Origin of the sequence: Caballeronia sp. GAWG1-1 (assembly GCF_023631465.1) — a bacterium.
GTDB lineage: Bacteria > Pseudomonadota > Gammaproteobacteria > Burkholderiales > Burkholderiaceae > Caballeronia.
In genome coordinates, this window is the sequence record NZ_JALQDB010000037.1 from 377606 (window position 1) to 396659 (window position 19054).

Below are 19054 nucleotides of genomic sequence, written 5' to 3' on the forward strand. Positions count from 1 at the left end.
ATGCACGTCATCGAGATAGAAGACGACTTCGACTCCTGGCGGAGCGCGGCGCTCATCGCGCTGGCAAAAGAGCGCGCGCCCGAATCGATCGAATGGCGCACGGCCGAAGGCGCGGCGCAAGCGCCTGCGCTGTTCGGCGACGTCGTTGAAGACGCCGCCGCTTCCGAGGTGAAGCCCGCACAGATCCGCGTTTCGAAGGAACTGGCGGCGTTGCTGAAAGACGCAGCCTGCTTTCGCGACGAACGCCGCTGGAGCTTCCTCTATCTCGTGCTATGGCGCTGGACGCATGGCGACCGTTCGGTGGCATCTCCCGCGGATGAAGACGGCGCGCGGCTTTACAAGATGGCCAAGGCCGTGCGGCGCGCGCAGCACGACATGATCGCCTACGTGCGTTTCCGGCAGCGCGACGAGGCGCTCGGCGCGCCCGAGTACGTCGCATGGTACGAGCCGGATCACGACGTGCTCGCTTGGGCCGCCGAACACTTCGCGGCGCGCATGGGACGCTCGTCATGGCTCATCACCACGCCCGATGGCGCCGCGCTCTTCAACGGCGAGCGCCTGCAACTCGAGCGCCGCCGCGCGCTCGCCGCCGATCACGCGAACGACACCGCCGACGCCGCCGAGGCGCTCTGGATGACCTACTACCGCAGCATCTTCAACCCGGCGCGGCTGAACGAGAACGCGCTCGAACAGCATATGCCGGTGCGGTTCTGGAAAGGTTTGCCCGAAGGCGCGCTCATTCCCAAGCTCGTGAGCGATGCGCGCGGCGGCGCGCGGCGTGTCGGCCAGGCGCGCAGCGTCGGCGCACTCGGCGGCAAGGCGGTGCAGGTCGAAGCCGACGCCGCGCAACCCGAACGCGACGCGCCTACATCGCTCGATGAATGCCGCCGCTGTTCGCTGTGGAAGCACGCGACGCAAGCCGTACCCGGCAGCGGCCCGGCCGACGCGCGCATCATGCTGCTCGGCGAGCAACCGGGCGATCAGGAAGATTTGAAGGGCGAACCGTTCGTCGGCCCGGCAGGGCAGTTACTCGACGACGCCATGCGCCGCGCGCAACTTCCGCGCGAGCAGGTCTATCTCACGAATGCGGTCAAGCATTTCAAATGGGAGCCGCGCGGCAAGCGGCGCTTGCACAAGACGCCCGGGCAGCAGGAAATCGAAGCGTGTTCGTACTGGCTCGACAAGGAGCTTCAAGAGACCGGCGCGCGCGTGATCGTCACGCTCGGGGCCACGGCGCTGACTGCCTTGCTCGGCAAGCGGGCGACCTTACAGGCGCATATCTGCCGCGTGGTGCCGTATGGCGACAAGTTCATCGTCGCCACCTATCACCCTTCGTATGCGCTGCGGCAGAACGACGAAGCCGCGCGCGAGAAAACCGTTGCGGCTATCGTCAGTGCGCTCGAGAAGGCCGCCGAAGTGAACGCGTCGCGCTAAAACGCCGACTTCACGACGCCGCCATCCGCGCGAACCGCCGCTCCGTTGGTCGCCGAAGACAGTTCCGAGCACACATACACGACCGTGTTCGCAATCTCCTCGGGCGTGATGAAGCGCTTGAGAATCGAGGTCGGCCGGGCTTCCTCGAAGAACTGCTTTTCGAAGTCCTTCAGGCTCTTTCCGCCCGAGAGCTTCTCCGCGAATTCCGTGACGCCTTCCGAACTCGTCGGACCGGGCAAGACCGAATTGACCGTCACGTTCGTGCCCGAACACGTCTCGGCGAGACCGCGTGACAGCGCCAACTGCGCGGTCTTGGTCAACCCGTAGTGAATCATCTCGACGGGAATCTGAATACCGCTCTCGCTGCTGATGAACACCACGCGGCCCCAGTTTTTCTCCTTCATCTTCGGCAGATAGGCGCGCGAAAGCCGCACGCCCGACATCACGTTGGCGTTGAAGAAGCGCAGCCATTCTTCATCGGAAATTTCTTCGAAGGGTTTGGGATCGAAGATGCCCATGTTGTTCACGAGAATATCGACACTCGGGAAGCGCTTCACGAGTTCCGCGACCTGAGCGGCATCCGATACGTCGCCCGCGAAACCCTCGGCCTGTGCGCCCGGCGCCTGCTCCTTGAGCTTGGCGAGGGCGGCATCGACGGAAGCCTGCGAGCGGCCGTTGAGGATCACCCGCACGCCTTCGCGCGCGAGTCCCACCGCGATGGCGTGCCCGATGCCCTTGGTCGATCCGGATACGAATGCCAGCTTGCCGGCGATCTTGAGGTCCATATGCGCTCCTTGAAAACGATTCGTGGATGCGGCGCGCCCCTTCGCGCGACGCCTGGCGGTCATGGTAACCAGAAGTGGTGCACCTCTGCACAAGCGGTGCGCCGGCGCGGGCCGCGAAGGCCGCGAAAGACGTGAAACCTCGCGACATAAATGCTCGATGGCGCACGCGGCGGGCATCGTCCATAGTGGCGACCAGCGTGACGCAGACATCGCGGTAACGAGTGAACCCAAGCGCCGTATCACGCACAGCCAGGATCGCGGTTATACGGTCCGATATCCCCGACTTTTTGCTTTCCGGCGCGGCCGGCATACAAGGTGCACATCATGTTCGACTCGATCAAGACCCCTTCGCTCCATTCGCTGCAGAAGCTGGCTCGCCGCGTGACGGTGGCAAGCCTGTTTGCCGGAGCGGCGCTCATGGCCGGTTGTACGAACGCAAACGCGCAGACCGTCGCAGGCCCCGACGTGATCTACGTCTACGCTTTCCATAGCGACGCGTCCCAAGTCAAGCTCGATCAACATGGTCTCGCGTCGAAGCTCTCTAGCGCGTTCTCGGGCGACACTTCCGCCGCACAGCAAGCGCAGGACGCCACGGCCGCGCGAGAGGAAGTGGCCAACGAAATCGTCGCGAAGCTGCAAGCGCAGGGTCTGCGCGCCGTTCGCGCAGACGTCGCGCCGCCGGACGATCAAAACGTGCTCGCCGTGGTCGGCGACTTCAGCACGATCGATGCGGGCAATCGCCGCCGGCGCGTCCTGATCGGACTCGGCGCGGGCGAAAGCAAGGTAGGCGCGAACGTGCAACTCGTCTTCAAGCCGGCGCACGGCGCGCCGCAAGTCATCGAACAGTTCGATGCAAAGGGCGACAGCGGCCACGCACCGGGCGTCGCGGAAATGGCGGGCGTCGGCGCGGCGGCGGGCCATGTGGCGAGTTCGCTCGCGGTATCGGGCGGCATGCACGCGGTATCGGAGACGAAGCACGCGGATGTATCGTCCGATGAAAAGCGCCTGGGCGACGCCATCGCCAAGGAAATCGCCAAGGTGAGCCGGGAAGCAGGCTGGACGGCATTTAGCGGTTGAACAAAAACCCAATACACTGTGGGTCCCGGACGCCAGTTCCTTCACCGAGACCCCCGCATGCCGGCGCTTGCCCTGATTGCTGTGATTGTCCTGACCGTCGTCGTGACCGTGGTCATCGTGCTGCTGATCGCGAATCTGACGAGCGGCGAAAAGAAGATCGAACACAAGATCGAGCGGCTCTACGCGAGCGACGATCCGCAATTTCTCCGCTCGATGGGACTGTTGCTCGGCCCGCCCGTCGTCGATGGCAACTGCTTCGAGATGCTCGTCAACGGCGATCAGATTTTCCCGTCTATGCTCGCGGGCATTCGCGGGGCGAAGAAAACCATTACCTTCGAAACGTTCATCTACTGGTCGGGCAAGATAGGCGAAGAGGTGGCCGCCGCGCTCGCCGAGAAAGCGCGCTCCGGCGTCGCGGTACACGTGCTGCTCGACTGGGTCGGCTCCTCGAAGATGGACAAGCGCTACTTGCAGATGCTCAAGGACGCGGGCGCGGAGGTCATTCAGTATCACAAGCCGCACTGGACCGGTCTTGGCCGCATGAACGACCGTACGCACCGCAAGTTGCTCGTGATCGACGGTCACACGGGCTACACGGGCGGCGTCGGCATTGCCGAGGAATGGACCGGACACGCTCAGGACGAGAAGCATTGGCGCGACACGCACTTCAGGATAACCGGCCCGGCGGTGGGACAGATGCAGGCGGTCTTCATGGACAATTGGGTCAAGGCCACGGGCAACGTGCTGCACGGCGGCGACTACTTTCCCGAGATCGCGCCCGCGGGCGACGGCCTCGCGCACATGTTCAGCTCATCGCCCTCGGGCGGCAGCGACGACATGCAACTCATGTATCTCATGGCGATCACCGCCGCCACGACGTCGATCCATCTGTCGAGCGCGTATTTCGTGCCGGACAAGCTGACGATCAACGCCATCGTGGAAGCGGCGAAGCGCGGCGTGCGCGTGCGTATCATCACGCCGGGCAAGCGGATCGATACACACACGGTGCGCGAAGCCTCGCGCGCCTGCTGGGGCGACCTGCTCGCGGCGGGCGTGGAGATGTACGAATATCAGCCGACCATGTTCCACTGCAAGCTGATCGTGGTCGACGAATATCTCGTGTCGGTCGGGTCGACCAACTTCGACAGCCGGTCTTTCAAGCTCAACGACGAAGCCAATCTCAACATCTACGACCGCGACTTCGCGGCCCAGCAGACCGCTATCTTCGACGACGACGTGACCCGAGCCAAACGCATCACGCTGAAAGACTGGCAACATCGGTCCTTGCGTGAACGCGTGCTCGAACGCGTGGCCGCGCTTCTCGATTCGCAACTTTGAAGCGCTTCTTACCTGGACAAAAGTTGCGTGCGGAACTAATTGCAGCCGCACACTAAAGAAGCGCGATACCGCGCCGATAAGACGCTCACACTATTGAGTCTTCGACATCGGCCCGGACATGCACGGCACCTATAACTTATGGCTGGTCGCGGCATCCTTGATCGTCGCGACGCTTGCCTCCTTCACCGCGCTCGACATTTCGGGCCGCCTCGCCATGCTTGGGCAGTCGCGCCTGCGCCACGTCTGGCTCGCAGGCGGCGCGGCGTCCATGGGCCTCGGCATCTGGTCGATGCATTTCATCGGCGTGCTGGCGTTCCAGTTGCCAATTCCGCTCGGCTACGACTTCTGGATCACCACGGGATCGCTGGTCATCGCCGTCCTGACGTCGTTCTTCGCGCTCTACGTGATCACCGGCGCAAAGCTCACGGCGCGACGGCTCGTGGTCAGCAGCGTGATGATGGGCGCGGGCATCGCGGCCATGCACTATACGGGCGATGCCGCCATGCGCATGCTGCCCGCGATCGTCTACGACCCGACGCTGTTCGCGGCGTCGATCGTGATCGCCATCGTGGCTTCGGGCGCGGCGTTGTGGATTGCGCGAACCTTGTCTGACGCGAACAAGTCGCACGTGCTGACCAAGCGCGCGGCGGCGGCGCTGGTGATGGGAATCGCCATCACGGGCATGCACTACACCGGCAACGCGGCGGCCGAATTCGCGCCGGGTTCGATCTGCGGCGCGGCCAACGATGTCGATACACACTGGCTCGCGACTACCGTCGTGCTCTTTACGCTCACCATTCTGATCATCACGCTGGTGCTGTCGCGCCTCGATGCGCGCACCGCGTTCCTCGCCGGCTCCGTCTCGCGGCTGAACGGACAGATCGTGCGCATGGCGACCTTCGACACGCTGACCGATTTGCCGAATCGCAGCACGATCACCGAGCGCATCGAGCGCGCAATCAAGAGCGCGCAGTCGGGCGGCAACGGCTTCGCCATTCTCTTCATGGACCTCGACGGCTTCAAGACGATCAACGATTCGCTCGGCCACTCCATCGGCGATGAAGTGCTGAAGGCTTTCGGCCGGCGTCTGCAACAATGCGTGCGTGGTGGCGATACGGTGGCGCGCATCGGCGGCGACGAATTCGTCGTGATGCTGGAAAACCTTCCCGAGCCCGCCGATGCCGAAAAGATGGCCGAGCGCGTGCTCGAATCCATGCGTCAGGGGCTGATGGTCGCGAAACATACCTTGCAGGTAATGCCGAGCATCGGCATTGCGCTTTATCCGCAGGACGGCGACACGGTCGATGCCTTGCTCAAGCACGCGGATATCGCCATGTATGAAGCGAAGCGCGGCGGGCGCAGCACCTATCGCTTCTTCGAGGCGAGCATGAACGAAGCCGCCGTGCGGACCTTGCAGATTCAGCAGGCGTTGCACGAGGCATTGAACGCGGGACACTTCTATTTGCTGTTCCAGCCGAAGTTTCGCGGCGCCAACGGTACGCTGGCGGGCGCGGAAGCGCTCATCCGGCTGGATCATCCCGTGATCGGCGTACTGACGCCGCTCGAATTCATTCCGATTGCGGAGCGCTCGGGGCAGATCGTGCAGATCGGCTACTGGGTCGTGCGCGAGACTTGCCGACATATCGCGCGCTGGCGTGCCGAGGGGCGGCCGGCGGTGAAGGTGGCCATCAACTTGTCTCCGCGTCAGATGAACGAAGTGGACCTCGTGGCGAACGTGATGCGAATCGTGCGTGAAGAGAGCGTGCCGAGCGACCGGATCATGTTCGAGATCACCGAGACCGTCGCCATGCAGGACGCGCCGCGCACCATCGAGATGATTCGCGCGTTTCAGGACAATGGCTTCGAAATCGCCATCGACGATTTCGGCACGGGTTATTCGAGTCTCGCGTATCTGCAGCGGTTTCGCGCGAAGCAATTGAAGATCGACCGGTTTTTTACCAACGGGCTGGACGAGAACGGCCACGAAGGGCGCGCGATCGTATCGGCGATCATTGCACTCGCGCATTCGCTGGACATGGATGTGGTCGCGGAAGGCGTCGAGACGGGATCGCAATTGAATCGCCTGCAAGACTTGATGTGCGATGAAATGCAAGGCTTCTTGCTGGCGCGACCGCTTTCGGCGGATGCGTTTGGCGAGTTGCTGGCTCCCTCGAACGCGAGGACCGATGATGCGGTAAATGGCGCATCGGCGTCTGGCTTAATTACGGGATAAGCGCGCCGGGCGTTTCATAGCGATCCATACATCTCTCTCCCGAACGAAGCTAGTGCTGGAGCGAGATGTCGATATACAGAAGTAACTTGCCGCATGTATTGAGCTTTATCAATCTCAAGGGCGGCGTGGGAAAGACCACGACGGCGGTGGCCGTCGCCGAAATGCTTGCGCACGAGTTGCGCAAGCGCGTGTTGCTTATCGACCTCGATCCGCAGACGAACGCAACCATCAATCTCATCTCCAAAAAGCGCTGGGACGAACTCGATCGCGAAGGGCAAACCATCGCACATTTGTTCGAAGACAAGATCAACCTGCATTGCAAGCCGAAATTCGATATAGAGAAAGCGATCGTGCGCGGCGTTTCCACGGTCGATGGCGGCATTGCGCGGCTCGATCTCTTGCCTTCGAGCATCCGGTTGATCGACTTCGAAGAGCGCATTGCGATGATCTCGTACAACCCCGGTTTTCTGATTAGTCCGCTCGATGTCTTGCGTCAGGCGCTGGAGCCGGTGCTTGAGCGTTACGAGTATGTGATTATCGATTGTCCGCCGAGTCTTGGTTCCGTCACGAAGAACGGCTTGCGCATTTCCACGGGCTATGTGATTCCGACGATACCGGACATCGTTTCGACTTGGGGCATTTATCAGATCGTGCAGAACGTGCGGAGCTTTGGTGCGCGGTTTGGGCGCGTGCTCGAGCCGCTTGGGATCGTCGCGACCAAGGTGCAGAGGAACAACCTGCACGCGCGCGTGATGGAGGACTTGTTCCATGGACGACTGGGCAAGTTCTCGGAAGAGGGCGTGCCGCAGCCGCGCTTTTTCAAGAGCAGAATTCCGCTGGCGGTAGACGTCGCGCGAGGCGGTGATGCGGACGCGGGGCTGCGCACGCTGAAAAGCAAGTATGGCATCGAAGCCTATGAGGCTTTGCACGAGCTTACCTTGGAGATATGGGCGCTATGCGAAGCACGATGCCATTGAGGAAGTTGTTGATGCGGCTTGCCCGGGTGGTGGTGGAGGAGGAGGCGGTTTATCCTGGGTTTGCGGTGAGACTAGGGGCGGTGTTGGTTTCGGTAGGGCAGGAGGTGGAGGCGGCTGCGGCTCCGACTGCAGTGCAGGTTCCTGCGGCGGTTCCAAGTCCGATTCAGGTTGCAGCCGAGGTTGCGTCTGCGGTTCCTGCCTATGCTGCGGCTGCGGATGCGGATGCGGTTCCGACTTTGCGTGCGCGCTCGCCGAAAATCGCCTTGCCCGATGTGCATAAGGAGTTTGCCAAGCTCGGCGATGAAGGCTTGCGCATATGGCTGCGTTCACTCGCGGTGGAGACGCTTAGGGCGATCATTCGGCGCGAAGATATGGATGCGGCGCGAAGGGCTTCGAGATGGAAAGATGTCGGAAGGCTGGCAGAGTTTATCGCCGATGCGCTGGAGGTCAGGAGGAATCGAGGTGCGGCGTTTATTGGGCGCGAGCCGCGGGACATTGGCGGATCGTCAGATGGTATGGACGTCTGACGCCAACGCGTGGGTTCTGGGAAAATAGAAAGCGGTCGTCCTTCAGAACGATGAGGGGCCATTTGTAGCGGCCCGCCTATCGCTCGCACAATTAGGGCAGCGGTGGCAATCAAAGAATAATGTTCATGTCGAATGGCATATTCTTTGGGTACATTCCTGCGCAAGTTCGCCGATGCGACAGACATGGCGTAGAGGTCGCAGCCCTGCTTTAAGAAAACGCGGAGCCATCGGTGATGGCTCCGCGAATCATAGTCGCTAGCTAATTATCTTACTGAACAGATATCGCGATTCCGGACTTGAGGCCACCAGTTGTATCGGCTCGGTTGATGTTGATTGTAACGCTCGTATATGAGGAAGATGACGTCGAACCGGCGCCCGCGATATCGACTTGTGCGAGTGCGCTTCGCGTGATTTTCTGCATACTCATTTTCAAACCTATTTAAAGTAAAAGCGTTGATAAAAATTCTCGAACCTGTTGACGAGAATGGGTTTTCCGAGGTCGTCACGTATGGATATCGATGCAACGACACGCGGATGTTTGACGGATAGCGCGGTGACTATTCGACCAGTCAATCTGGGAGCGTTTAGAGCGCGCTAAATCCTTAAGATTGGTTCACATATCGTTAGTTTGGAAAACGAACCTTAGACCAGTTAATTATAAGCGAAGTTGACTGTAGCTACTGCCGTCACCGTACCACCCGTCATTGCTCCAAGTCGGTAGAATTGCGCAACCATCGGGATGGTCATCTCATTCGTCTGATCGACGGCACCGAGCGATTCAGCGCTTCCAAGCGTAATAGGCGATCCAGTCGTGTCGCCAACGTTCGTTGCCTTCAGCAACTGCACACCCACCTGCGCCGCTGAACCTGTGTTTTTCAACACGCTGGTCAACGTGTCATTCGTACCATTCACGGTCATTGTCACGTTGGTATTCGTAGCACAAGCGGCCAACTTTACGTTGAACGGTCGAGGATTTTGAGTGGACCCCACAGCCGCGAAATCGGTCGTCTTCGCCGTGTCGAGCGAGATTGTCTGGTTCGCACTACTCGAATCGACCGTGCAGGTTGGCAGAATGATTGTGCCTGTGAAGTTGAGCGTCGCGTCTACTGCAAACACCGACTTCGCGGCGGCCAATGCTGAGACTACTAGAATGAGCTTAAGTTTGTTCATCTTGCTTCCCGAAAATGTTTATAAACTTGAATGGTGCAAACACGTTTTTTACGCTTCTATTGGTACAGCACAGTCATTGTCATGGTCGAGTTCGCCGGTCCCGGAGTAAGGGTTCCTGTTCTGTAGTAGCGTGCCGTGAGCGGAATGTTGTAGCTACCACCTGTGGCGCTATTGAAGTTGCTTAAAGTTTTGTACACGCTAAGCGGAAAGACTGCACCGGTGCTGTCATAGAGCTGGATTCCGACGCCGCCGGCAGATGGGCTTCCGCTCAACGCCGCGACGTTGGTAAAGCCGGCTACTGCTCCATTCGATGGATCGATTCGGTATTGAATGCTGTTAATTTGCCCAACCGAAAGGCCTGCTACGGGCGCACCACCGGGGCAGTTATTCAAGTCGAGCGTAAACGATGCCGGATTGCTCGACGTCGACCCAACAGTAGGTAAGTCACTTGGGCCGTGTATGCCCATGGGGATCGTCTTGTCTGGTGTCTGACAAGTCAACACGGTCACGACGACAGGCGTAATGTTGAAGCTTATAACTCCTGACGCAGGATTATCTCCGGCGGGTGGGCTAACAGCGCCTTCCCATGAAAAGCCTTGCGCAATCAAACCTGAAAGCGTGCCGGGAGTAATATCGCCGATCTTCACCAAGGCAACGATCAGTTGACCCCCATTGTCATTGGTGCCGTTACTGTTCCAGTGAAAGCCCATGTCGTTGAAGCCGACAGGACCGGCCGTGCGGCCGTGAGCATTGAGGTTCCCCCCCATCGCGATCCCCACGCCAGGAAGGTTGGTTTGGTACACAGGGAACACCGTGCCGTTATAAGAGGCCTTATAGCTCGTCATGGTCGAACTCATGCCTGCGAGTTCGAAGTCTATTCCTGAATATGTAAGGTTAGTCGATGTACATGTGTACATGTTGGTCGTGTTCGGCATCATTGACCAGGATGTCAGCATGGAACCATTGGCCAGGTCGCGAGGAACCGCAACCGTGCCCGGCATCGTGATAGTAAAACTCGTATAGTTCGAGCGGCATGAGACATCGGCTTTAGCATTGTTAGGGAGCATAGTGACAGCTAACACCGAGCACACCGCGAGCCGCGCGAATGTCAGCACTATCCTCTTAACGTGATTCATGTATAACTCCAAAATGGTTTAACTCGTGCCTTGCATTACTGGCATACGCCGTCCGCGATCTTTAGCAAGATCGGCGTCACCGAGTTTGTCTTTTCTGGCAACTGATAAGGCACGGAGCAGGCTTGATCAGATGCATCGCCCCACTTGACATTCAATTTGCCGCTATCGAGCTTCAGTCCCACCGCGATAATGCGGCTGCCCTGAGCAACGGTACCGACCGTGTTCTGTGCGTCGTCCGAAACCGTGGCGCCAAACGGAAGCGGCTTGCCGTTGGCCTGCAAGACACGCATTACTGCGGACTTGCCCTTGTCCTCGGTTTCGAACTTGAGCTTCACGACTGCGCCTGCCGTCGGCGCTGTTCGCTGAACGGTTGATTTCAGCTCGATATTCAGAGGCAAGCCCTTGGGATCGATCTCGACGTCGTTATTCGAATACGGCTGTATGCCCGACACCACTGCGTGGCCCCAAGGGTCTACGCGAAGGCCCGAGCCGTTCGCAAGCTTGGCTCCAGCCGCATCCTTGGCTTCCACCACGGCAACCGTTTCACCCATGTTCGGCGTGAACGCCACGCCATCGCCCCAGGCCACCACACCGCCTGAAACGCTCGCGCCCACCTGAGAGTATTGACGTCCCGTGCTGGCGTTGGCCGTCAGGAGCGCGAATGGCGACATATAGCCCACATTGGCGCCTGCATTGAACGAACTGCGTGCGTGGCCACCGTCGTTGAAGTTTCCATTCAGGCCATACGTGATGGCGTTGTCCTCACCCAAGGTGCCGGTGATCGACTGTTGAATACTGGAACTGCTGTCGCTCGTGTCATGCTGGAAGTACGTCGACGATTGCGGCGCATGCGAACCCAAACCCAGCGGAACCGTGAGATTCAGCATGATCCGGTTGTCCCAGCGGTCGGCATCGACCTGATACTGGCGCACAAGCGACGCGCCATAGGTCAGACGCTTCCAACTGTTGTTATAGCCAATCTGATACTGCGTGTCGTGACCAGAGCGGTTCCAGTAGGAAGTGACCGAACCCATTGCATACACTGACCCGAAACGGCCACTCGATCCGATGCTCTGATTCAGCACGAACTGAACACGCGATTTCTGTAGCGCCGACATAGCCGCTAGCTGACCGTCGTCGTTCAATTGACGCATGGTCATGGCATCAGGCAAGCTGAAGAAACCGCTCGTGGAATAGCGGTACGCTGCGATCGCGATATTCGTGTCGGTTGGTGCAATTAGCTGCGAGTAACTCAGGCGTACGCTCGCCCCGTTACGCGTGCCGAGTCGCTTGAAACTCGCGGTCGCGCTGGTTACGTCCACGCCGAATGCACCAACGCTCGTGTTTAGCGCCGTGCCCACCATGCCCGCGAAATACAGATCCGCAGCGGTGATCCCGCCGTAGAGCGTCAGCAGGTTGCTCATGCCGTGCTGTATCGTGAACTGCGAGACGAAGGGATGAATGTTGAGCGTGGCATCACGATACTCACCGATCGTCGCGCTATAGCGCGTCACTCCCGGACGCAGCGCATTGACGGCTGCGGCGTACGGCACAGTGGAGACATGCTGAGACCCGTCTGCTTCGGTGACGATGACATCGAGATTGCCGCCGTAGCCAGTCGGATACAGGTCGTCGATCTCGAAAGCACCGGGTGCGACGGTCGTTTCGTAAATGATGTTGCCGTTCTGCCGGATCTGAACCTTGGCGTTGCTATTCGCGATGCCATGGATGACCGGCGCATAGCCACGCTGCGATTCCGGATACATTCGGTCGTCGGTGCCCAGTGTGACACCTCGAACGCCATAGCTGTCGAATAGAGCACCGTCGGTGAAGGTGTCGCCGGCGGTCAACTGGCTCTTGATTCCCTTGAACCCGCGCTGAACATAGGTCTGCACACTTTGAAAGTGCGAACCACCGTTACTGGTGTTCGTCAGGTTGCCCTGATAGCGAAAGCGCCAGGCACCCGCATTGATCCCGCCGATCAGTCCGAGATACTGAGAGTCGTTATTGAATTGCGGCGACGAACTGTGATATGCATTGGCGTTGTATTGCAGCATGGCCGCAGGCACGCCGTCCTCCCAGTACTTCGGATCGACATAGCCTCGGGCACGGCTATTCATCACGATCTGGGGGATTGAGACGTCCAGCCGTTGCTCGCCACTGTCAAACGACGCGACCGCGCTCGGAATCAGATCTGGCAAAGTCAGGCAGACCTTATCTGCTGTTTCGAGCTTGGCGGTCGACTCTGCCGAGAGCTTTCTCGGGTCGACGCCAAGCCGTTCGAGCAGATCGGCATTCATGCAAGGGACCACCTCGTGAGAGTCCCCTCCCAGCTCTCGAACCTCGATATTCAGCTTTCCTTTCCAGGCGTCGTTGACATATATGTCGGACCGATACGTGCCCGGAAGCACTTCTTGGCCCTTATTGAATCGAGATACATCTAACTTCTCGGAATCGCTGGAATCGAGGAATTGCTCGTTAAACTCGACGGCGGCATAGTGTTGCGGTGTATCCGCCCAGGCACGGCAACTGGTACCCACTGCCGCGATAGCTTGAATGACCAGAATACTTACCGGTTTCAGGTGCGTGCCTGCCAACTTAATGCTGCGGTATTTCATGTTCCCTGACGCATACGAAAATTACGGGCGTGCATAGCCATGCAGCCATCAAAGGCGTGCATGCCAGCCTGCGCGTCTTTTGGAGGAAATCCGGCGCGTTTGCAAACTCGTGGTTAGTTGGCCACGCGGTCGAACCGGGGTTGTCTCTTAGTCAGGGAGCCAGACTCGCTTCGCCAGACTGGGGGCCGCCGTAGTCGTTAATGGCCGTGTATTTGACCTTTCCGCCCGATGAAGGCACTTCACCCTTGAGCGGAAACGATTTTGATTCTCCCGGCCCGACCATTCCACCTTGATCGAATGCCGCGGTATGCCCGTCCCCCGTAAGTTCGATGCGGTCGAAAGAAACGTGATACTGAGAGCTATTGGACGCTTCGATCGCATTCGTCGAGCCATCACGCTTGACGTGCCAAACGACAGCGCCGGGCGCGTCCGACGCTTGCCCTTTCAGTCCAGTCGGCCGGAAGAAGAACTTGATGCGTGTACGGAACGCCAACTGCAGCTGGTTGGCGGAAGCGTCATCGCCGGATGGCTTTGGCGGGACTTCCAGCACGTTCAGGTAGAGAATTGATTCCTTGTCGGCAGGCAGCGCCTCGCCGGTCGACATGATGCGCAACGTCTGAGACTTGCCCGGATCGATGCGCATGATGGGAGGGGTGATCGTGAACGGGACGTCGATGCTGTCCGGCTTGGCGTCCGGGTCGCCCTTATCCAGCCACACCTTGGTCAGCCCCGGGAGCTTTCCATTGTTCGTGAGCTTCACGGTGACTTCGGAATCGCTCTGGTTGTAGACGACGCGCGTGCCGGCAATCACCACGGAGGCGTACGCTTGTGGCGCCGCCGTGAGATGCCCAATGCACAGCGCTGTAATTGTGAGTAGCCTGCTTGCCAGTCTCATGGGAACTAAAATCTCAACCAAATGCTTTGACCCAACGCGAGGGTGGGCTCGCGCCCACCCTTGCATGACCTCTTACTTGTGCGAACTCAACCGCCGCTAAAAGCGCGGCTTATTGATAGTCGATGCTATAAACGACTGACGAGTTCGCCGCGCCAGCGGTCGTTACACCGGTTGCGTAGTACTGAACTTGATAGTTCAGCAGAGCCGAGCCTGAAGAGATGTCGGCCGCGATGGAGTTCTGCAGGTCGCGCGAAAAACCTGCCTTAATAGGCGAGGAGTCCGAGTTCAACAGTTGCAGCTTGACATTTCCGGCACCGCCGCCTGCGACAATCAGACGACCATCGCTCGGGTCGACGGTCGAGCCTGCTTCATAGAACACCGCCGCCTTGCTGCTGGCGGTAATCGGCGAGCAGGCCGAAAGAGCTATGTGGTAGGAGGTCGTGCCGGCTGTCTCGCCCGAAGCCGTGAGTTGGCTGGTGGAAACGGTCGGCAAGGTGACGGTGAAGTCTTTAGACGACGTGTCGTTGCCGTTGATGGTGCAAGTCGTGGCAGTCAATGCGCCGTTGAACGTAATGGTTCCGTCCGAGGCGAATGCGCTGGAGGCAGTCAAGCCAAGCAAGCCAGCAACGAGGGCCGAGATAGCAAAAGTCTTCATACGAGATTCCAGACAGTTAGATTTGCGAATGTGTTTTAAGTTGAATCGCCGCTAAGTATGTGAAGCGTCGAGCCTGGATTGGCGCCGAAAAGGTGCGCGTCAGTCCAGACAGTCAGCTTCATCAGACGACAGAGTCAGTGCGACTAAAGTCATCCGAGTCGCTCTCTACAAAGCGTGTTTGAATGATCCGGTATCCTTATCTAAGCTTCAACGAGATTGGTCTTATATTTTCATTGGCATTATTGCTTATGTTTAGGAAATCGAATCTTTGATTGAAAAGTGCCAATGTAAGTGTGAAGGAAATTGCTTTGGGGCAGTGGGTGAGCCGGCTAATTTGCTGCGCCTCGGGCGTCGTATGCTTCCTTGCGCCTGCCTTAGTATTTCGATGTAAGAAGGGTTTGATCCGGCGATGCAGAACCAAAATGTGCTCTTGAATTTCCGTCTCCGCCGGATTGGTGAGGCACCCGGAAAGCGGCGCGAACACTAGCCGACGTTGTCAGTGCGCAAGCAGCACAGATGAGTACGTGACGCCAGGCAGCTTGTCGAAGTGGAACTGCTTCCAACCACGCTTCAGTCGTGGCGGTTGCATGCGAAGTGCGTTCGGGGAAGTGGCTTGTAGTACCTCTGTCATGTTGCGCAGGGTACCTCGACCGGTGAACAAGACAGAAGTCACCTGGATGGCGAAAGTCGAAAGCCAAGAGCCGAAAACCTTGCATCTTAGACAGACGCGCGTTGCGGAAAGGTTGGTTTTTTGTTGGCGCCAAGGAAGACCATCAGGTCGAGCGGACGCTTGAGGTAGGGAAAGACCCGAAGGACAATGTTGACAAGACGAAGTCTTGATCGACGCGCCTAAACGACCCATGCTCGAAAGCAGCGGCACAACCCATCGTGCCCACGCGATCTTCGGCTTTAACATGCCGCGCCGAAGCACGAGCGCATCAAGCCCCAGGGAGACTAAGCGGTATTAGATAGCAGCAGCCGAGCAGCGCAAAACCGATGCGCGTCACCGTGCCTAAACAGAAGGTCAAATATGACGCGCCGCAGCAAACCCGAAAGCTGCTGCGGCGCGTTCGCCTTACACAGGCTTGATGTTCGAAGCTTGCTTGCCCTTCGGGCCCATCTTTTCTTCGTAGCTCACTTTCTGGCCTTCCGCCAGGCTCTTGAAGCCGTCAGCGCGGATTTCCGAGAAATGTGCAAACAGGTCCTCGCCACCGCCATCAGGCGTGATGAAACCAAAACCCTTTGCATCGTTGAACCACTTGACCGTACCGGTTGCCATATCTTCTTCCTGAATTTTGCCGCGTAGCGGCGGTTTCCTATCGCGATTGCGCTAAGGCGCCTATAGTGAACTGCCTACGTCTGAAAGGCAACTGGTGTTGTGCGCAAAATTACTTCTGCGTCAAACTCCGGTTCGCGAAACGCCGGATTTCCTGCCTTTCGGGCACACAACGTCCATTTCAACCTCAATAGACCGATGGCAAGCCGTCCGGCCGATGCTTGAAGCGCCTGTGCACCCAATAGTACTGCTCGGGCATCAGGCGAATCTGTTCTTCCAGAAATGCATTCATGCGGCTCGCATCGACCGTGTCGCTGGCGGACGGAAAATCGATCAAGGGTTTAAAGACCTTCAGCCGGTATCCTCGATAATCGGGCAACACCTCGGTGACGAACGGTACCACACGCGCATGTCCCAGCTTTGCAAGCCGAGAGACGGCAGTCAACGTGCAGGCCGGCACGCCGAAAAACGGCACAAAAACCGAATTGTCGATGCCGTGATCCATATCGGCCGCCAGCATCACCGGCGTGCCCGAGCGAAGCAGCGCAACCACCTTTCTGGCGCTCGTCGACCGCTCTATCAGCTTGGCGCCGAACCTGCCGCGCTGCCGTTTGGCGAGCGCGCACAGGCGCTTGTTCGACATGCGGGTGTAGAGCGCGGCCACCGGCGAAGTCGTCGAATGCACCAGACAGCCGACCTCGATGGCAACGAAGTGAAAGCCCATGAAATGGTTGGCGGGGCGTTTTTATCATCGAGATCGATTTCGCTGTCTATCTGCACTATCGAACGTATCGACTTCGCGCTGCCGTACCACTGAATACCGCGCTCGAGATAGCTGCGGATTACATGACGAAAGTGTTTTTTGGCAAGCTCTTGATAGTGCGCTTCGGAATTGCCGGGAAAGCAAAGGCGCAGATTGACGAGAACGATGTGCTTGCGACGGCTCGGGATCTCGTACAGCAGCGCGCCAAGTATGCTGCCAATTCTGGCAACCCATCGATATGGAAGCATCGAGAGAGCACGGAGCAGTAGCGCGACAGGCGTGAAGCCGGGGTTCTCCGGTATCTGTTCTCGTGGATGAGGGAGGGAATCGGCTGTCATGGGCAGGTACCACTCGGTAGTAAACACCGTTTGCTCCGTAGACCGGCCTGAACCAGCTATTTACACATACGTAGTAGGCATTTAGTCTTGTTGAGCCGGAAAACAGCCGGCTGGATATTTCACGCTGATGGTCGGTGGCCTGGACGCGCCGACTAAAGTGGCAAAGACTATTTTTCGCGAATCGATCGCCGATGCGATCGTGACGCACGCAAGACATTAGTCGCAGAGAATGGCGACTCTGGGCGGATTAGAAGCGGGCAAGGCTTGCGTTTAAACGCGCCTGCAACCGAGGAGATCGTGCAACCCGTCGCTGCACTTACACGAAGTTAGAACTAACGAAGCGAGTATTGAAAAGGATCATCAGATTAATAATGCGCTAATTACTCGTAAAGAGTCGTGCGAAAAGGGCGCTTTCTCGTTGAAGGGAGCATGGATTGTCGAAGCCCATTGGCAATACGTGCACGATCGATAGGAGGGAGCAACTCACAAGCGGCGAATGGTGCGTGCCGCGTGGCTTGCTTCAGAAGGCATGTTGTCAAGCTTAACACGCATGCGGCTGTAAATCGGTAAAACATAAAGCAATTGGAACGATATTTACCGGGCGCTGTGCAACTAAATCCTGCCCAACTAACGCGTGCGTCATCCTGTGTGCAGAGACTAAATAATTTAGTACGGTCGAGCCTTTATCGGCCGTTGTGGCAGACGTTAAGCCGTGACCAGATTCGAATATGCGAACTGATACATCCATGATTCAAATCGACCGCGCCATCGGCAAAGCATTAAGAGATATTCGGATACCGAAACATAACGATTAACTTCAAGAAGTCGAGTCATCTCTTCGGCACAAAAAGGCATGGACTTTTCGCCGTGGCGTGTATCGAATGATTAGCGACTCAATTCATCGCTGCGCGCATCACACCGACAACGCACATCAGCATGAAGTCGTTGAGATCACGATCATCGTGGTTTGCCTGCCCGTCGCCTCTGGAACACCGGGCGGCGTCTTCCCTATAATCGCCCGATGGAAACTCAACTCGACAAACGCTTCGGCTTTCTGGTCGCCGATGTGGACCGCCTGTGCGGCAACCGCTTCGACGAGCTGGCCAAGTCATCGCTGAACTTGACCCGCGCGCAATGCCGCGTGCTCGCCTATCTGTCGCATTACGGCGAGGTGAATCAGGCGCGGCTCGCCGGGCTGCTCGAAGTTGCGCCGATCTCCGCCGGGCGGCTGCTGGATCGCATGGAGGAGGGCGGCTGGATCGAACGGCGGCTCAATCCCGACGACCGCCGCGAGCGGCAAGTGAGCATGACCGCGAAAGCCGGGAAGGCGCTCGACCGGGCGCGGCGCGTCGGCGACGAAATCACTTCCGAGGCGCTCGCGGGCCTGAGCCGCCAGGAAAGCGAGCAGTTGATCGGGCTCCTGCAGCGGGTGCGGGCGAACCTCAGCCGGATCGTCGACAAATAAGGTTTGGATCGGTTCTTGCTGTCGCGACAGGCGCTTCATTCACTTCCTGGGGAGAAGAATTATGCTTAACCTACGCACCGCACCGCTCGCCGTCATCGCGCTGTCCGTCGCGGCGCTCGTCACGCTGCCCGCGACGCCCGCACACGCGCAAGACGCCGGCGCGTCCACGCCCAAGCAGGTCAAGAAAGCGCAGCGCAAGGAAGCGCGCGCAAAGAAAAACGCCGAACTCGGCGAGCTCGAAAAGAACGGCTATAACCCCGGCGGCGAGCAGAACGACTATCCGCAGAATCTGCAGAACGCGCAGGCCAAGGTCAACGCAAAGAAGGCCGGACAACCGGCGCCCGCTTCGACGCCGTGAACCGGACGC

Annotated in this window: 15 protein-coding genes and 1 pseudogene; 8 read left to right on the plus strand and 8 right to left on the minus strand. The window is 58.7% G+C overall.

Annotated features, from left to right (window positions below; all coding sequences use genetic code 11):
* Positions 1-1434, plus strand: a complete 1434-nt coding sequence (locus tag NCT03_RS26805; RefSeq protein ID WP_250494539.1) for a UdgX family uracil-DNA binding protein — start codon at positions 1-3, stop codon at positions 1432-1434.
* Here the strand turns inward: NCT03_RS26805 and NCT03_RS26810 are convergent.
* Positions 1431-2219: an SDR family NAD(P)-dependent oxidoreductase gene (locus NCT03_RS26810; RefSeq protein ID WP_250494540.1), complete on the minus strand. Its 789-nt coding sequence runs from the start codon at positions 2217-2219 to the stop codon at positions 1431-1433. The two genes, NCT03_RS26805 and NCT03_RS26810, sit on opposite strands and share 4 nt — an antisense overlap.
* A 324-nt stretch (positions 2220-2543) precedes the next feature.
* Between NCT03_RS26810 and NCT03_RS26815 the strand changes: the two genes are divergently transcribed.
* From NCT03_RS26815 to NCT03_RS26835, 5 genes are all read left to right on the plus strand, one after another.
* Positions 2544-3296, plus strand: a complete 753-nt coding sequence (locus NCT03_RS26815; RefSeq protein ID WP_250494541.1) for a DUF4410 domain-containing protein — start codon at positions 2544-2546, stop codon at positions 3294-3296.
* A gap of 57 nt (positions 3297-3353) precedes the next feature.
* Positions 3354-4634 (plus strand): cardiolipin synthase, encoded by a 1281-nt coding sequence (gene cls, locus NCT03_RS26820; RefSeq protein WP_250494542.1) that lies wholly within the window; start codon positions 3354-3356, stop codon positions 4632-4634.
* Between the two features lie 118 nt (positions 4635-4752).
* The gene (locus NCT03_RS26825) at positions 4753-6867 is read left to right on the plus strand and encodes a putative bifunctional diguanylate cyclase/phosphodiesterase (RefSeq protein ID WP_250494543.1); all 2115 of its coding nucleotides are present in this window, start codon (positions 4753-4755) and stop codon (positions 6865-6867) included.
* A 65-nt stretch (positions 6868-6932) separates the two neighbouring features.
* Complete coding sequence (locus NCT03_RS26830; protein WP_250494544.1) at positions 6933-7844, plus strand: ParA family protein; 912 nt, start codon at positions 6933-6935, stop codon at positions 7842-7844.
* Positions 7823-8371, plus strand: coding sequence for a hypothetical protein (locus tag NCT03_RS26835; RefSeq protein WP_250494687.1), 549 nt, complete (start codon positions 7823-7825; stop codon positions 8369-8371). The genes NCT03_RS26830 and NCT03_RS26835 overlap by 22 nt, the downstream gene beginning before the upstream one ends.
* Positions 8372-9022: 651 nt before the next feature.
* On the opposite strand, the gene NCT03_RS26840 is transcribed toward NCT03_RS26835, so the two are convergent.
* The 7 genes and pseudogenes from NCT03_RS26840 to NCT03_RS26870 all read right to left on the minus strand — a co-directional run bounded on the left by NCT03_RS26840 (position 9023) and on the right by NCT03_RS26870 (position 17132).
* Complete coding sequence (locus NCT03_RS26840; protein WP_250469313.1) at positions 9023-9541, minus strand: fimbrial protein; 519 nt, start codon at positions 9539-9541, stop codon at positions 9023-9025.
* Between the two features lie 56 nt (positions 9542-9597).
* Positions 9598-10677, minus strand: a complete 1080-nt coding sequence (locus NCT03_RS26845; protein ID WP_250494545.1) for a fimbrial protein — start codon at positions 10675-10677, stop codon at positions 9598-9600.
* Positions 10678-10712: 35 nt separating this feature from the next.
* Positions 10713-13295, minus strand: a complete 2583-nt coding sequence (locus NCT03_RS26850) for a fimbria/pilus outer membrane usher protein (RefSeq protein ID WP_250494546.1) — start codon at positions 13293-13295, stop codon at positions 10713-10715.
* Positions 13296-13446: 151 nt separating this feature from the next.
* Positions 13447-14190, minus strand: coding sequence for a fimbria/pilus periplasmic chaperone (locus NCT03_RS26855; RefSeq protein ID WP_250494547.1), 744 nt, complete (start codon positions 14188-14190; stop codon positions 13447-13449).
* Positions 14191-14299: 109 nt separating this feature from the next.
* The gene (locus NCT03_RS26860; protein WP_250494548.1) at positions 14300-14845 is read right to left on the minus strand and encodes a fimbrial protein; all 546 of its coding nucleotides are present in this window, start codon (positions 14843-14845) and stop codon (positions 14300-14302) included.
* 1075 nt (positions 14846-15920) lie between these two features.
* Positions 15921-16124: a cold-shock protein gene (locus tag NCT03_RS26865; protein WP_244830836.1), complete on the minus strand. Its 204-nt coding sequence runs from the start codon at positions 16122-16124 to the stop codon at positions 15921-15923.
* Positions 16125-16308: 184 nt separating this feature from the next.
* Positions 16309-17132 (minus strand): annotated as a pseudogene (locus NCT03_RS26870) (lipid A biosynthesis lauroyl acyltransferase).
* Positions 17133-18243: 1111 nt separating this feature from the next.
* Here NCT03_RS26870 and NCT03_RS26875 point away from each other — a divergent pair.
* A complete protein-coding gene (locus NCT03_RS26875; RefSeq protein WP_250494549.1) occupies positions 18244-18687 on the plus strand; it encodes a MarR family winged helix-turn-helix transcriptional regulator in 444 nt (147 codons plus the stop codon).
* A 61-nt stretch (positions 18688-18748) separates the two neighbouring features.
* A complete protein-coding gene (locus NCT03_RS26880; protein ID WP_244830834.1) occupies positions 18749-19045 on the plus strand; it encodes a DUF4148 domain-containing protein in 297 nt (98 codons plus the stop codon).
* Positions 19046-19054: the final 9 nt, after the last annotated feature.